The 15950-nt window shown below is 65.9% G+C and carries 14 protein-coding genes; 2 read left to right on the forward strand and 12 right to left on the reverse strand.

Translation table 11 applies throughout. The annotated features are described in order from the left end of the window. Positions 1–94 precede the first annotated feature (94 nt). Positions 95–1102 (forward strand): Bug family tripartite tricarboxylate transporter substrate binding protein, encoded by a 1008-nt coding sequence (locus tag J6525_RS12460; RefSeq protein WP_225644751.1) that lies wholly within the window; start codon positions 95–97, stop codon positions 1100–1102. 42 nt (positions 1103–1144) lie between these two features. Here the strand turns inward: J6525_RS12460 and J6525_RS12465 are convergent, their stop codons facing one another. The 9 genes from J6525_RS12465 to glyA all read right to left on the reverse strand — a co-directional run bounded on the left by J6525_RS12465 (position 1145) and on the right by glyA (position 9842). Next, positions 1145–1300, reverse strand: a complete 156-nt coding sequence (locus J6525_RS12465) for a hypothetical protein (protein ID WP_167350400.1) — start codon at positions 1298–1300, stop codon at positions 1145–1147. A gap of 88 nt (positions 1301–1388) precedes the next feature. Further along, positions 1389–3509 (reverse strand): sodium-translocating pyrophosphatase, encoded by a 2121-nt coding sequence (locus tag J6525_RS12470; protein WP_225644752.1) that lies wholly within the window; start codon positions 3507–3509, stop codon positions 1389–1391. Between the two features lie 285 nt (positions 3510–3794). Next, positions 3795–4796, reverse strand: a complete 1002-nt coding sequence (gene thiL / locus J6525_RS12475) for a thiamine-phosphate kinase (RefSeq protein ID WP_092078000.1) — start codon at positions 4794–4796, stop codon at positions 3795–3797. Between the two features lie 136 nt (positions 4797–4932). Next, the gene (gene nusB / locus J6525_RS12480; protein ID WP_038385411.1) at positions 4933–5427 is read right to left on the reverse strand and encodes a transcription antitermination factor NusB; all 495 of its coding nucleotides are present in this window, start codon (positions 5425–5427) and stop codon (positions 4933–4935) included. Positions 5428–5429: 2 nt separating this feature from the next. Then, positions 5430–5921 (reverse strand): 6,7-dimethyl-8-ribityllumazine synthase, encoded by a 492-nt coding sequence (gene ribH, locus J6525_RS12485; protein ID WP_225644754.1) that lies wholly within the window; start codon positions 5919–5921, stop codon positions 5430–5432. Between the two features lie 234 nt (positions 5922–6155). Then, a complete protein-coding gene (locus tag J6525_RS12490; protein ID WP_092078003.1) occupies positions 6156–6764 on the reverse strand; it encodes a riboflavin synthase in 609 nt (202 codons plus the stop codon). Between the two features lie 110 nt (positions 6765–6874). Continuing rightward, the gene (gene ribD, locus J6525_RS12495; RefSeq protein ID WP_225644756.1) at positions 6875–8035 is read right to left on the reverse strand and encodes a bifunctional diaminohydroxyphosphoribosylaminopyrimidine deaminase/5-amino-6-(5-phosphoribosylamino)uracil reductase RibD; all 1161 of its coding nucleotides are present in this window, start codon (positions 8033–8035) and stop codon (positions 6875–6877) included. Further along, complete coding sequence (nrdR, locus tag J6525_RS12500) at positions 8032–8514, reverse strand: transcriptional regulator NrdR (RefSeq protein WP_016844999.1); 483 nt, start codon at positions 8512–8514, stop codon at positions 8032–8034. The genes ribD and nrdR overlap by 4 nt, the downstream gene beginning before the upstream one ends. A 26-nt stretch (positions 8515–8540) precedes the next feature. Beyond that, positions 8541–9842, reverse strand: coding sequence for a serine hydroxymethyltransferase (gene glyA / locus J6525_RS12505; RefSeq protein ID WP_057020726.1), 1302 nt, complete (start codon positions 9840–9842; stop codon positions 8541–8543). Positions 9843–10450: 608 nt separating this feature from the next. Here glyA and J6525_RS12510 point away from each other — a divergent pair. Next, a complete protein-coding gene (locus J6525_RS12510) occupies positions 10451–12727 on the forward strand; it encodes a TonB-dependent siderophore receptor (RefSeq protein WP_225644758.1) in 2277 nt (758 codons plus the stop codon). 191 nt (positions 12728–12918) lie between these two features. Here J6525_RS12510 and J6525_RS12515 read toward each other — a convergent pair whose 3' ends face one another. Genes J6525_RS12515 through J6525_RS12525 form a run of 3 tightly spaced genes read right to left on the reverse strand, consistent with a single transcriptional unit; the run spans position 12919 to position 15883 of the window. Beyond that, positions 12919–14418: a tripartite tricarboxylate transporter permease gene (locus tag J6525_RS12515; protein WP_092078013.1), complete on the reverse strand. Its 1500-nt coding sequence runs from the start codon at positions 14416–14418 to the stop codon at positions 12919–12921. Continuing rightward, complete coding sequence (locus J6525_RS12520; protein WP_092078416.1) at positions 14418–14915, reverse strand: tripartite tricarboxylate transporter TctB family protein; 498 nt, start codon at positions 14913–14915, stop codon at positions 14418–14420. The genes J6525_RS12515 and J6525_RS12520 overlap by 1 nt, the downstream gene beginning before the upstream one ends. Further along, positions 14915–15883, reverse strand: a complete 969-nt coding sequence (locus tag J6525_RS12525) for a Bug family tripartite tricarboxylate transporter substrate binding protein (protein WP_092078017.1) — start codon at positions 15881–15883, stop codon at positions 14915–14917. Before J6525_RS12525 ends, J6525_RS12520 begins: the two co-directional genes overlap by 1 nt. Positions 15884–15950 lie beyond the last annotated feature (67 nt).

The raw sequence follows: 15950 nt of genomic DNA on the forward strand, positions 1-15950 counted from the left end.
GAGCATAAGCCGCTGCGCCAAGTTGTCGCTTGCCCGAGGGGCAAGCGGTCCCCTAGTTTGCTCGCAAACAAGAGCCTGAGCAGGGGGTAAACGCATGACAGCCAAGAGATTTTCCCGTCGTACGGTATTGTCGGGCACGGCCGCATTGACGGCCGCGGCGATCCTGCCGCGCGCGAGCCTCGGCGCCGGTGACTGGTGGCCGACCGAGACCGTCCGCATCATCGTGCCGGCGGCGGCCGGCGGCTCGACCGACGTGATGGGGCGGCTGCTCGCGGCGCATTTGCAGCCGCTCTGGGGCCAGTCGGTGGTGGTGGAGAATCGCTCCGGCGCCGGCGGCACCATCGGCACATCCGAGGTCACACGCGCCAAGGGCGACGGCCACACCATCCTGATAGGCAATCCCGGCCCCAACGCGATCGCCTACAGCATCTTCCGCAACCTGACCTACAAGGCCGACCAGTTGCAGCCGGTCTCCAACATGATCCGGATTCCGAACATTGTGTCGGCGCATCCGTCGACCGGTCTCAAGTCGATCCCCGAATTGATCGCCTTCCTGAAGAAGAATCCGGACAAGCTCACCTACGGCTCGTCCGGCACCGGACAAAGCCCTCACCTCACCGGTGCCTGGTTCCTGCAGCTCACCGGGTTGAAGATGACGCACGTGCCGTTCCGCGGCGCCGGTCCCGCATTGCAGGCCGGGCTCGCCGGCGACATCCAGATCCTGTTCGACAATCTCTATCCGTCGCTGCCGCAGGTGCAGGACGGCAAACTCAACGGCCTCTGTGTCACCACGCCGGAGCGCAGCGATTCCGCACCGAACCTGCCGACAATGCGCGAGGGCGCGCCGGAACTGGCAAAGTTCGACGTCTCGTCCTGGTTCGGCGTGTTCCTGCCGAAGACCGCGCCTGCCCCGGTGCTCGACGAGTTGAACCGCCAGGTCAAGGCGATGCTGGAGCGCGACGACGTCAAGAAGAACATCGCCGGCATGGGCGCGCGCGCCGACTACGGCACGCCCCAGCAATTCTCCGATTTCGTCGATGCCGAGACGAAGAAGTTCGCGGCGATCATCGAGAAGGAAGGGTTGCAGATGGAGGTCAAGTAGCAGCCGCCGTCACGACGTTTCCTGAGCACGTTGCGGCCAACGCTACGAAGACTTGTTGATCTTCTTGACCTTGGCGTCGGTCGCTTCAATCGACATCGCCAGTTCCATGATCGCCTTCGAGAGCAGCTCGATGGCCTCCTTCTGATCCTGCGATTTGGAGGCGCGGAGCGCGTAGTTCCGTGCAGATGAGAGCGACATCGATTGATCTCCGTGTTGTTCGCGTCTGGTTCAAAAATAAAACCCCGCGGCTTTCACCGCGGGGCTTCGTTTCAGTCGTGTCCGCCGCTCAGTGCGCCAGGATCGCCAGCAGCAGCAGCGCCACGATGTTGGTGATCTTGATCATCGGGTTCACCGCCGGGCCCGCCGTGTCCTTGTAGGGATCGCCGACGGTATCGCCGGTCACCGCGGACTTGTGGGCGTCAGAGCCCTTGCCGCCGTAGTGGCCGTCCTCGATGTACTTCTTGGCGTTGTCCCATGCGCCGCCGCCCGAGGTCATCGAGATCGCGACGAACAAACCGGTGACGATGACGCCGAGCAACATGGCACCGACCGCGGAGAATGCCGCCGACTTGCCGGCTGCACCACCGCCCGCGATCACATAGATCAGGAAGTAGACCACGATCGGCGACAGCACCGGCAGCAGCGACGGGATGATCATCTCCTTGATCGCCGCCCGGGTCAGCAGGTCGACCGCCTTGCCGTAGTCCGGCTTGTCGGTGCCCTGCATGATGCCGGGCTTCTCGCGGAACTGACGGCGCACTTCCTCGACGATCGCACCGGCGGCGCGACCGACTGCGGTCATGCCCATCGCACCGAACAGGTACGGCAGCAGACCGCCGAACAGCAGGCCGACCACGACGTAAGGATTGTTCAGGGAGAAGTCCGGGTTGACGCCCTTGAAGTAGGCATGGGCATTGGCGTCGCTGATGAAGAATTTGAGGTCCTGATTATAGGCCGCAAACAGCACCAGCGCACCGAGACCGGCCGAGCCGATCGCGTAGCCCTTGGTCACCGCCTTGGTGGTGTTGCCGACCGCGTCGAGCGCGTCGGTCGACTTGCGCACCTCCTTGGGCAGCCCCGCCATCTCGGCGATGCCGCCGGCGTTGTCGGTGACCGGGCCGAAGGCGTCGAGCGCGACGATCATGCCGGCCAGCGCCAGCATGGTGGCGGTCGCGATCGCGATGCCGAACAGGCCGGCAAGGCTGTAGGTGACGAGGATGCCGGCGATGATCACGATCGCGGGCAGCGCGGTCGCTTCCATCGAGACCGCGAGGCCCTGGATCACGTTGGTGCCGTGACCGGTGACCGAGGCCGAGGCGATCGACTTCACCGGGCGATAGTCGGTGCCGGTGTAGTATTCGGTGATCCAGATGATCAGGCCGGTGACGACGAGACCGACCACGCCACACCAGAACAGCGCCATGCCGGTATAGTCGACGCCGTCGAGCTTGCCGAAGCCGACCAGCCAATTGATCACGAGCGCGACGCCGACCAGCGACAGGATGCCGGTGGCGATCAGGCCCTTATAGAGGGCGCCCATGATGGACTGGCTGGCACCGAGCTTGACGAAGAAGGTGCCGATGATCGAGGTGATGATGCAGATGCCGCCGATCGCGAGCGGCAGCGTCATCATGTTCACCAGGATCGGCGTCTTGGCGAAGAAGATCGCCGCGAGCACCATGGTGGCGACCGCGGTCACCGCGTAGGTCTCGAACAGGTCCGCCGCCATGCCGGCGCAGTCGCCGACATTGTCGCCGACGTTGTCGGCGATGGTGGCCGGGTTACGCGGATCGTCCTCGGGGATGCCGGCCTCGACCTTGCCGACGAGGTCGCCGCCGACGTCCGCACCCTTGGTGAAGATGCCGCCGCCGAGACGGGCGAAGATCGAGATCAGCGAGGCGCCGAAGCCGAGCGCCACCATGGCGTCGACCACGGTGCGGCTGCCCGCTTCCAGACCCATGAACTTGACCAGCACCATGAAGTAGATGGTGACGCCAAGCAGCGCGAGACCGGCAACCAGCATGCCGGTGATCGCGCCCGCCTTGAAGGCGAGCTCGAGGCCGCCGGCGAGCGAGGTGGTTGCCGCCTGCGCGGTGCGGACGTTGGCGCGCACCGAGACGTTCATGCCGATGAAGCCGGCAGCCCCCGACAGGATGGCGCCGATCGCAAAGCCGATCGCCACCGGCAGGCCCAGGAAGTAGGCCAGCACCACGAAGATCACGATACCGACCATGCCGATCGTGGTGTACTGCCGCCGCAGATAGGCCTGTGCGCCCTCGCGCACCGCGGCCGCGATTTCCTGCATGCGCGGATTACCCGCATCCGCGTTCAAGACCGACTGCGTCGCCCAGATCGCGTAGACGATGGAAAGCGCCCCGCAGAGCACAATCAACCATAAAGCTGTCATGTTGCCTCAGATCCTTGATGTAACCCCCGCGCCTTCTTGTGCCGCTAGGGGGCGGCAGGCGCTTATTTTGCGAGGACAATCCTCCCCAAAAACGGATTGCCTCAAATCGGGCGCGACCTTGCCAAAATCGTTACCGCTGTGCAACGCCACCTGTGGCCGAAAACGCCGATATCGGCAGCTATTTAGAAGGAAAATCGGCGCGATCAGGCGCGGGAAGTCCAGAGCCGCTTCCGTTCCGACGCGTTTTCTTAACGCGAACCGGTGCCCACTTCGCTCGAAAACGCTCTAGAAATGGCTGTAGGACAGCCGCTTCAACTTCAGTTCCCGCCCCTGCCCGTCAAGGAAGCTTGGTGGCGACAAGCCTGCGATCAGGCCGCCGATTGCGGTCACCGCGACCTTGGCCTGCCGTGCGTCGCGCAGAAACGCGTCGACATGATCGCTCGGGACCGCGCACAAGAGCTCGTAATCGTCACCGCCGGCCACCAAGGTCTCGATACCGATCGCCTTGCGCGCGAGCAGCCCTGCGGCCGCGGACGACAACGGGATGCTCGGCACGTTGATCACGCCCGCCACACCACTGGCTGCGCAAAGCTTGGTCAGATCGCCGGCAAGACCGTCGGACACATCCATCGCAGCGCTGGCGTGGGTGCGGACGGCCGTGGCCAAGGCGTTGCGCGGCTGCGGAACACGGTAACGGGCAGCAAGAAAATCCCGCCCGACGACATCGTCCGCCAGAGCCGCGGCGACCGGGCCACCCCGGAGCACATCGAGGCCGAGCGCGGCGTCTCCGATCGTGCCGGTGACGAACACACGGTCGCCCGCCTGCGCCCCTGCGCGATGCACCATCGTACCCTGCGGCACCCGGCCGAACGCAGTGATCGAGATCATCAACGGCCCCGGCGTCGAGACCGTGTCGCCACCGAGCAGCGGGCAGCCGAAATGTGCGGCGTCCTCGCCGAGCGCCCGGGCAAACGGCTTCAGCCAGGCCTCCTCGGCGCCGCGCAGCGCCAGCGTCAGCACGAAGCCCGCCGGCACCGCGCCCTTGGCGGCGATGTCGGAGAGGTTCACCCGCAGCGCCTTGCGCGCCAGCGTGTCGGGCGGATCATCGCGGAGGAAATGCACGCCCTCGACGATGGCGTCCGTGGTGACCACGATGTCCTCGCCGGCCGCCCTCAGCGCGGCGGCGTCGTCGTCGAGCCCGAACGCCCCCGGTTCGGTCGCGAGCGGCTTGAAATAGCGCGCGATCAGGGAGTCTTCGCCGGATATCGGTTTGTCGCTCTGCGTCACGATAGCAGCCCCGTCATCCTGAGGTGCGAGCGGAGCGAGCCTCGAAGGATGCACGGCCCCAGCCGGGCCGCCGCCCTTCGAGACGGCCGCTGCGCGGCCTCCTCAGGGTGACGGTCAAGCGATCATATGTCTCCACTCAGCTCCGCACAAACTCGTCGCCGCGGAACTGGCGCGCGATCTGGTCGAGCACGGCGTTGACCATGCCGGTTTCGTCCTTCTCGACGAAGGCGTGCGCGACGTCGACATATTCGGAGACCACCACGCGGCCCGGCACGTCCTTGCGGTGCTCGAGCTCGTAGGAGCCTGCCCGCAGCACCGCGCGCAGGATGGCGTCGATCCGTTTCAGCGGCCAGCCCTTCGACAGCGCCTCGTCGATCAGCGGATCGAGCTTGGCCTGGTCGCGCACCACGCCGGAGACCACGTCGCGGAAAAACGCGGCTTCCGCCGGCAGGTATTTCTCGCCCTCGACCTCGTTGCCGAGCCAGTGGCTCTCGAACTCGGCGAAGATGTCGTTGATGCCGGCGCCGCCAATGTCCATCTGGTAGAGCGCCTGCACCGCCGCGAGCCGTGCCGCGCCGCGGCGGTTGGCTTTTCTGTCGGGAGCTTTCGCGGGCTTCTTGTTGTCAGCCATGGTCAGGCCTTTGCCAGGCGGCGTTTGATCCGCAGCATCGCCAGCGCCGCACGCGCCGCGTCGCCGCCCTTGTTCAGCTCGCTGGCGCGCGCCCGCGCCCAGGCCTGCGCCTCGGTGTCGACGGTGAGGATGCCGTTGCCGAGCGGGAATTTCCGGCTGACGGCCAAATCCATCAATCCGCGCGAGGATTCCTGCGAGACGATTTCGAAATGGATGGTGTCGCCGCGCACCACGCAGCCGAGCGCGATCGCCGCGTCATAGGGCTTGCCGTTCGTTTCAGCCGCATCGATCGCGATCGCGATCGCCGCCGGAATCTCCAGCGCGCCCGGCACCGTGATCACGTCATGGCTGGCGCCTGCGGCCTTGATCTCGGCGAGCGCGCCTTCCAGCAACGCATCCTGGATGTCGTCATAAAACCGCGCCTCGACGATCAGCACGCGTGCGCCGGTAATGTCGGTCTGGTCCTTCAGGGGTGCGCGCCGCGCGTCAGCCATCTACGTATCCATTTCATATTGTTGACATTTACCGATAACGTTGGATGTCAACGTTTCGCGAGTTTGTAGTCGCCCCGACGACTGAAGCCAAGCACGAATGCCTCAGGCACTGTCATTCCGGGATGGTCCGAAGGACCAGACCGCAGGTGCACAATAGTGCACCGGGGAATCTCGAGATTCCGGGTTCGATGCTTCGCATCGCCCCGGAATGACTGCCGCTTGACCGCTATGCCGTCATTTCATCTCCGACAGCCGCGCCGCGTAGCGGGCCATCAGATCGACCTCGATATTGACCTCGCTGCCGGCCTTCCAGCCGCTCAGGGTCGTGACACCAAGCGTGTGCGGGATGATCAGCACCGAAAAGCTGACGTCGTCGACCGTATTCACGGTCAGCGACACGCCGTCCAGCGTGACCGATCCCTTCGCCGCGATGAAACGCGCCAGTTCGCGGCTGGTTCGCAGCTCGAAGCGCGCCATGTCGGGCAGATCGTCGCGCTTGACGATGGTGGCGATGCCGTCGGCATGCCCCGCCACGATGTGACCGCCGAGCTCGTCGCCGATCTTGAGCGCGCGCTCGAGGTTGAGCCGGCCGCCCTGCCCCCAATGCTTGGCGGTGGTCATGCCGAGCGTCTCAGCCGCCGCATCGACATCGAACCAGGTCTTGCCATCGGCGGTGCCGGAGGCGACGACGGTGAGGCAGACGCCATTGCAGGCGATCGAGGCGCCGTCGGCGATCGTGGTCTGGTCGTAGTCGCAGGCAATCCGCATCCGGTGCAGCTGCCCCTGCGCGACCTGCTGCAGGCTGGTGATCTCACCGATATCGGTGACAATTCCCGTGAACACAACAAACCTCTTACTCTTCGTCATGGCCGGGCTTGACCCGGCCATCCACGACTTACTTCACTGCTGGCGACCAAGACGTGGATGCCCGGGTCAAGCCCGGGCATGACGACCTAGGATCGATCGTAGATAGTCAAAACATCTTTGGCCAAGGCTTCGCTAGCACGAAGCCGGAAGGCGGGCGACTGCGTGATTGCGTCGAGCGGCATTGCGTCCAGCGCGGGAACGCCGTCGGCACCGATCGCATCAGGTCCGCGCAACAGCCAGATCTCGTCGACAAGGCCGGCTGCCACGAAAGAATTTGCCACGCGCGATCCGCCCTCGACCAGCAGGCGCGAGATCCCCTTCTCCGCCAGCGCATGCAGGACGGACGGCAGATCGAGCCCTTGGGACGCGCCGGCGGCGACGCGGATCACCTGCGCGCCGGCGGCACCTAGCTTCACCGCGGCAGGCGCCTCCGCCATATCCGAGCTCAGCACCCAGAGCGGCGTCTCGCGCGCCGAATGCACCAGGCGGCTGTCGCCAGCGATCCGCAGCGCGCGGTCCAGCACCAGGCGCACCGGCGAGCGCGCCGCCATGCCGGGCAGCCGGCAGGTCAAAAGCGGATCGTCGGCCTTGACCGTGCCGATGCCGACCAGGATCGCATCGCTCTGCGCGCGCAGCAGATGCACCCGGGTCCGCGCGGCCTCTCCGGTGATCGTAACTGTTTTGCCGCCGCTTGCAGCGATCTTGTCGTCGACGGACACCGCGAGCTTGAGGATCACATGCGGGCGCTTGTCGCGGATACGGCGGAAGTGCCCGGCATGGTCGCGCGCGGCCTCTTCCGCGCACAGCCCGACATCGACCGCGATGCCTGCGGCACGCAGCCCGGCGTGCCCCTGCCCCGCGACTTCCGGATTGGGATCCTCGATCGCCGAGACGACGCGTGCGAGCCCGGCCGCAACCACAGCATCGGCGCAAGGCGGCGAGCGACCGAAATGCGAGCAGGGTTCGAGCGTCACGTAGAGCGTGGCGCCGCGCGCGGCATCGCCGGCGCGCCTGAGTGCCTCGACCTCGGCATGCGGCCGGCCGCCTGCTTGCGTCCAGCCGCGGCCGACGATCACGCCGTCCTTGATGATGACGGCGCCGACCGCCGGATTGGGCCAGGTGCGCCCGAGCCCGCGCCGGCCAAGCGCCAGCGCCAGCTGCATGAAGCGCAGATCGGCCGCCTTTGCCGCTTCCTTGGCCTCTTTGGCCTTCTGCGCGAACTGGTCTTCCAGAATGCGGAAGATCATTTGCGTAGCGTCGCGAGCCGCGGGTCCTCTTCGCCGGTCAATTCGTCGAGCACGGCCTCGAAGTCCTTGGCCTCGCGGAAATTGCGGTAGACCGAGGCGAAGCGCACATAGGCGACGTCGTCGAGCTGGCGCAGATGCTCCATCACGATCTCGCCGATCGCCTCCGAGGAGACCTCGGCCTCACCGCCGCTTTCGAGCTCGCGCACGATGGTGGACACCATCTTCTCCACCCGCTCGGATTCCACCGGGCGCTTGCGCAAGGAGATCTGCAGCGAGCGCACCAGCTTGTCGCGGTCGAACGGCACGCGGCGGCCGTTGCGCTTGATCACGGTCAGCTCGCGCAGCTGCACCCGCTCGAAGGTCGTGAAACGGAAGTTGCAGGCCATGCAGACGCGACGCCTGCGAATGACCGCGGAGTCCTCGGTCGGACGCGAGTCCTTGACCTGCGTGTCGAGAGAATTGCAACTCGGGCAGCGCATCCGACGGGACCTCTAGCAGCGACCTTTTACTGATAGATCGGGAAGCGATCGGTCAGCGCCTTGACGCGCTCCTTGATCGCGGCCTCGACCAGCGGCGCCTTGCCGTCCGGCGACTGCGCCAGCGCGTTCAACACTTCGGCGATCATGCCGCCGACCTGCTTGAACTCGGCGACGCCGAAGCCGCGCGTGGTCGCCGCCGGCGTGCCGAGACGCAGGCCGGACGTGACGAACGGCTTTTCGGGATCGAACGGGATGCCGTTCTTGTTGCAGGTGATGGCGGCGCGCACCAGCGCCTTCTCCGAGATGTTGCCCTTCAGGCCCTTCGGCCTGAGGTCGACAAGCATCAGATGGTTGTCGGTGCCGCCCGAGACGATGTCGAGGCCGTGGCCGCGCAGCGTCTCCGCCAGCGCCTTGGCGTTCTCGACCACGTTCTTGGCGTAGACCTTGAAGTCCGGCCGCAGCGCTTCGGCGAACGCCACCGCCTTGGCGGCGATGACGTGCATCAGCGGACCGCCCTGCAGGCCCGGGAAGATCGCCGAGTTCAGCTTCTTGGCCAGCGTCTCGTCATTGGTGAGGATCAGGCCGCCGCGCGGACCGCGCAGCGACTTGTGCGTCGTCGTGGTGGTGACGTGGGCGTGCGGCACCGGCGAGGCATGGACGCCGCCGGCCACGAGGCCCGCGAAATGCGCCATGTCGACCAGCAGATACGCGCCGACGGAATCCGCGATCTCGCGGAAGCGCTTGAAGTCCCAGGCGCGCGAATAGGCCGAGCCGCCGGCGATGATCAGCTTCGGCTTGACCTGCTCGGCCAGCTTCTGCACCTCGTCCATGTCGATGATCTGGTCCTCGCGGCGCACGGTGTAGTGCGCGGCCTTGAACCACTTGCCTGACATGTTGACCGGCGAACCATGGGTGAGATGGCCGCCGGCCGCGAGGTCGAGGCCCATGAAGGTGTCGCCGGGCTGCAGCAGCGCCAGAAACGCCGCCTGGTTCATCTGGCTGCCGGAGTTCGGCTGGACGTTGGCGAAGCCGGCGCCGAACAGCTTCTTGGCGCGCTCGATCGCCAGCGTCTCGGCAACGTCGACCCACTCGCAACCGCCGTAGTAGCGCGCGCCCGGATAACCCTCCGCGTATTTGTTGGTCATCACCGAGCCCTGCGCCTCCAGCACGGCGCGGCTGACGATGTTTTCGGAGGCGATCAGCTCGATCTCATGACGCTGCCGGCCGAGCTCGCCCTTGATCGCGGCGGCGATCTCGGGATCGGCCTGGGCGAGGGTCGCGGTGAAGAAGGAATCGGGCGCGGAAGCGGTCTTGCTGGATGAGGTCATCGGCGAAATATCTCCACCGCCGCAAGCCTTTAAGCAGGGTGCGGACGGTCACAAGTGGCGGTCGAAGCTGGTTTCAGAGCGTTATCACATCGCCCCAAAATGGCCAAGCGGTTGCGGTCCCTGCCGGTCAATTATGCCAGATATGGTGGGGACGGCGGGGATTGCCAGCCGGCCGGACGGCCGCCCCCGCCGCCCGGTTCCCGCCGCGCGGCCAGCACGGCTGTGGCAGCCGCCAAATAGAACGTGACAACCCCTTCCCGACCGCTCGGGGCCGCGGACAAGACAACCATCGCCTCGAGGTTTCGACGCGTTGCTCGCGCAACCGCGCGACATCGGACTGGCTTGATCATGTCGCGCGCGATCGCGATGCATCGACTCACGAGATGACGAGACAATTTTTGAATCGTTCGATTTTTGAATCGTTCAACACTGGATCGATTCAAGGCTCTCACGCGATGCGTGCAATTGCGCGTCATACGCCGTTGTCTCCCGGTCACACAGCCAAGCTTTGCGTGCAACTTCGACAGCTTCTAACCGCGTGCAGGCTGCTCGCGAAAATCACCGTGATAACGACTCGCTCAAGATTTTTTTTACGGAGCGTGGAATAAATGTCGTGCAGGTGGATTCGGCCGCAGCGGTTTGCTGCTTCGGCTGTCGTTGTGTTTTCGGTTGTTGGTGCGGACGATGTCTTCGCCCAGACGCAATTGCCGTCCGTGACAGTCGAGGCGCCGCAGCGGCAGGCGGCGCGATCGCAGCAGCCTTCGCAACGGACCACGCGCGCACGCAGCGCCTCGCGCCGCGCAACAGTTGCGCCAGTGGGCGCGCAGCCACAACTCGCACGGCAGCCCGCGGGCGCCGGCGGCGGGCACGAACGCGCCAACGGCCCGGTCACCGGCTATCTGGCGCGGCTGAGCGCCAGCGGCACCAAGACCAGCACGCCGATCATCCAGACCCCGCAATCGGTGTCGGTCATCAGCGCCGAGCAGATCCGCGACCAGAAGATCGTCAGCAAGTTCGACGAGGTGCTGCGCTACACGCCGGGCGTCATCGGCGGCACCTATGGCGCCGATTTCCGCAACGACTGGTTCATGATCCGCGGCTTCCCCGCGCAGAACGAGTCGCTGTTCCTCGACGGCCTGCAGCTGTTCTACACCTCCTATGCGAGCTGGAAGCTGCAGCCCTTCAATCTCGAGCGCGTCGAGGTGCTGCGCGGTCCGTCCGGCATCCTGTATGGCGGCTCGGCGCCGGGCGGCCTCGTCAACGCGGTGAGCAAGCTGCCGCAGGCCGAGCCCAATCGCTACATCGAGACCGGCGTCAACAATTTCGGCAACGCCTATACCCAGTTCGACATCGGCGGCGCGACGGCGCAGCCCGGCAATGGCCAGGTGCAGTACCGCCTGGTCGGCCAGGCCCAGGGCGGCGGCACCCAGACCGACTATGTCTACGACAACAATTTCTTCTTTGCCCCATCGGTGACCTGGCGACCCGATGCCGACACCAGCCTCACCGTGTTCGGCATGGCCTCGCACAGCAACACCCGCGCGCTGAACTTCCTGCCCTATGTCGGCACCGTCACCAACGCGCCGTTCGGCCGGATTCCGACCAGCCTGTTCGTCGGCGATCCCAGCGCCGACCAGTTCCGCCGCGACCAGCAGATGGTCGGCTACCAGTTCCAGAAGAGCGTGACCGACAGCGTCGATTTCCGCCAGAACGCGCGCATGGCGCATGTCGATGTCTATTATGCCGGCCTCTATGGACTCGGCTACGCGACGACGCCGGCCGCCGCCGACATCACCCGCGGCAATTTCTACACCCGCGGCATCGCCACCCAGCTCAACCTCGACAATCAGCTCGAATACCGTTTCACCACCGGCGCGCTGCAGCACACCGCACTGGTCGGCGTCGATCTGAAATATTACGGCATCGACGACCGCCAGGGTTTTGGCATGGGCACGAATCTCAACGTGCTCAATCCGGTTTATGGCACCAACCTGCCGTATAGCGGCCCGCTCTATCAGAACGGCTATCTCGCCCAGGGCATGGCCGGCCTCTATCTGCAGGATCAGGTCAAGCTCGACCGCCTGACGGTCGTGCTGTCCGGACGCCAGGACTGGGTCGATCTCACCAACAACAACCGGATCGGCGCGTCCCAGGGCCGCGACGACAGCAAGTTCTCCGGCCGTGTCGGCGCGATCTACAATTTCGACAGCGGCGTTGCGCCCTACGTCTCCTACATGACGGGCTACAATCCGGTCATCGGCACCACCGCGTCCGGCCAATTGCTGCTGCCGGAAACCTCCGAGCAGACCGAGGTCGGCGTCAAATACGAGCCGGTCGGGCTCAACGCACGGTTCGGCGTCGCGTATTTCGACCTCAAGCGCAAGAACGCGCTGACAACAGATCCGAACAACCCGCTGTTCCAGACCCAGAACGGCGAAGTCACCTCGCGCGGCGTCGAGCTCGAGGCGGTCGCGAACATCACGCGCGATTTCAAGCTGGTGGCGAGCTATACCAATTACGAGCTGTTCGTCAGCAAGGACCTCAATCCCGCGCTGATCGGCACCGTGCCGACCAACGCGCCGCAGCAGCTCGCATCAGCGTGGACCGACTACACCTTCCGCGACGGCCCGCTCACGGGCTTCGGCTTCGGCGGCGGCGTGCGTTATGTCGGCTCGTCCTTTGCCGACACCGCGAACACCGCGCGCGTCCCGGGGGTCGTGCTGGGCGATCTCGCACTGCATTACGAATGGGACAACAACTGGCGCGCGGCGCTCAATGTCGTGAACGTCACCGACAAGATCTACGTCGCGAGCTGCGCGACCATCAGCTCCTGCTACTACGGCGATCGCCGCCGCATCACGGCGAGCCTCGCCTACAAATGGTGAGCTGAACTTTCCGTTCACGGAAAATCATGTGACCGAGAGGCGGCATTCGGCCGCCTCGCTTTTTTCGCTGTCGTCAGGGTGGTGTCAGCTTGTCGCGCTAGGTTTCGCGTCGCGGCGATATTTGCCGTGCCCAGACTGGCCCGCTCCGAAATGCGAGCCCCGGAGCGGGCCTTTTACGGTCTGGTCGCGTCCTAGTCCTCGTTCGCCTTGAATCGCCCCAATCCCTTGAGCACGAACGGCGCCAGCAGCGCGATCAGCGCTATGCCGAGCAGCGTCGCCGACATCGGGCTTTGCAGCAGCACCATGGGATCGCCGAGGCTGATTGCCAGCGCGCGGCGCAACTGGCTTTCGGCGATCGGCCCGAGGATCAGCCCGATCACGACGGGCGCGATCGGGAAGTCGAACCGGCGCATCAGAAAGCCCATCACGCCGAACGCAGCCAGCATCGACAGCTCGACGACCGACGGCTTCGCCGCGATCGTGCCCATGGTGGCGAACACCAGGATGCCGGCATAGAGCCAAGGCTGCGGGATCGCGAGCAGCCGCACCCAGAGCCCGACCAGCGGCAGATTGAGCACCAGCAGCATGCCGTTGGCGATGAACAGGCTCGCGATCAGGCCCCACACCAGGTCGGGCCGCTCCGCGAACAACAGCGGCCCCGGGTTGAGGCCGTATTGCTGGAAGCCCGCCAGCATCATTGCCGCCGTTGCCGAGGTCGGCAGCCCGAGCGTCAATAGCGGCACCAGCGTGCCGGCGGCGGACGCGTTGTTCGCCGCTTCCGGCCCTGCGACGCCTTCGATCGCGCCCTTGCCGAACTCCTCGGGATGTTTGGTGAGCCGCCGTTCGGTGGAATAGGACAGGAATGTCGGGATCTCCGCCCCACCCGCCGGCAGCGCCCCGATCGGAAAGCCGAACAGCGTGCCGCGCAGCCACGGCTTCCACGACCGCCGCCAGTCCTCCCGCGTCATCCACAACGAGCCGCGCACCGGCTCGAGCTTCTCCTCGGCGTGATGACGACGCGAGGCGACATAGAGCGCCTCGCCGACCGCGAACAGGCCGACCGCGAGCGTCGTCACCTCGACGCCGTCGAGCAGCTCGGGCATGCCGAAGGCAAGCCGCGCCTGTCCGGTCAGCTTGTCGATGCCGACCAGCCCGAGCGTGAGGCCGATGAACAGGCTGGTGAGGCCGCGGACCGGCGAGTCGCCGAAGGTTGCCGACACCGTCACGAAGGCGACGCACATCAGCGCGAAGTAATCCTCCGGCCCGAAGCGCACGGCGAAATCGACCAGCCATGGCGCGAGAAATGCGAGGCCGATGGTGGCGATGGTGCCGGCGACGAACGAGCCGATCGCCGAGGTCGCCAGCGCCGGGCCGCCGCGGCCGGCCTTGGCCATCTTGTTGCCCTCGAGCGCGGTCGCCATCGACGCGCTCTCGCCCGGCGTATTGATCAGGATCGCGGTGGTCGATCCGCCATACATGCCGCCGTAATAGATGCCGGCGAACATGATCAGCGAGCCGCCGGGATCGAGCTTGTAGGTCACCGGCAGCAGCAGCGCGACCGTCAGCGCCGGACCGATGCCCGGCAACACGCCGACCGCGGTGCCCAGGAACACCCCGATCAGGGCGTAGAGCAGGTTCATCGGCTGCATGGCGACCGCCATGCCGTGCGCCAGCGCGGCAAAAGTGTCCATCACAGCAGTCGCTCCAGCGGGCCGGCGGGAAGGCTCAGCGTCAACAGCTTGTCGAACGCGAGATAAATCAGCGTCGTGATCACGAGCGCGATGGCGGTGTCGACGAGGACGGCGCGGCGGCCAAACGCCGCCGACGTGGTAACGAACAGCGCCGAGGTGGCGAGGATGAAGCCGCCGCCAAGGCCGATGATGGCGATCAGGAGCGCCAGGCCGCCGATGATCAGCCACACCGGTTTCGGATCCATGCTCTCGCGCGGCGGCAGGTTGCCGCGCAGCGCGTCGATCAGATTGCCGATCGCCAGAATGACGAGGCCGATCGCGATGACGACCGGCATCGCCTCCGGCCCCATGCCGTACATCGTGGTGGACGGCAGCTTGCTGGCGTCCCACACCAGCACCGCGGCAAGCCCGGCAAGCGCGGCCGCAATGACCACGCCGGCGCGATCGACCCGCCGCGCCGGCGCCGGCCGGAGGTTTTCAGACGCCGCGTCCGGCATCATGACTTCACGAGGCCGACGGACTTCAGCACCTCGGTCACGCGCGTGATCTCCTTCTTCAGGAAATCCGCGAAGGCGTCGCCACCGAGATAGGCGTCGTCCCAGCCCTTCTGCTTCAGGATCTCCTTCCAGGCATCGGACTTCACCATCTTCTCGACCGCATCGCTCAGCACCTTGCGCTGCTCCGGCGTGATGCCGGGCGGTGCGACCACCGAGCGCCAATTGGCCAGCACGAGATCGATGCCCTGCTCCTTGAAGGTCGGGATGTCGACGCCGGGCAGACGCTGCGCCGACGTCACGCCGAGCGCGCGCAACTTGCCGGCCTTGATCTGCCCTTCATATTCGCTGAGGCCGGAAATGCCGGCCGTGACCTTGCCGCCGAGAATGGCTGCGAGCGACTCGCCGCCGCCCGAGAACGGAATGTAGTTGATCTTCTTGGCGTCGGCGCCGACCGTGCCCGCGAACAGCGCCGCCATCACATGGTCGACGCCGCCGGCCGAGCCGCCGGCAAAGGTCACCTTGGCGATATCGGCCTTCACCGCGGCGGCAAGATCCTGCGCCGTCTTGATCGGCGAGTTCGCCGGCACCACGATGACCTGGGTCTCCTCGGTGAGGCGCGCAATCGGCGTCACCTGATCCAGCGTCACCGGCGACTTGTTCATGGCGAGTGCGCCCACCATGACGAAGCCGTTCACCATCATCTGGTTGCCGTCGCCCTTGGCGCCATTGACGAACTGCGCGATGCCGACACTGCCGCCGGCGCCGGGAACGTTGGTGACCTGGACGCTGCGCGCGACACCGGAGGCGACCAGCGCCTGCTGCATCGAGCGCGCGGTCTGATCCCAGCCGCCGCCGGGCGCCGCCGGCGCCATCAGCTTGAGCTCGAGCTGCTGCGCGGGCGCCGGACCGCTCGCCCCAAGCAACAGCGCGACGACCGCGCCGAACAGGCGCATTTGGGACGGGATCATGGGGCTTCCTCCTGAATTTTCGGAAAGCAGCCTGCCGATCGCCGGCTGCATCCGGTCACGTGATCGC

This window comes from Bradyrhizobium australafricanum (assembly GCF_020329495.1).
Classification (GTDB): Bacteria; Pseudomonadota; Alphaproteobacteria; order Rhizobiales; family Xanthobacteraceae; genus Bradyrhizobium; species Bradyrhizobium australafricanum.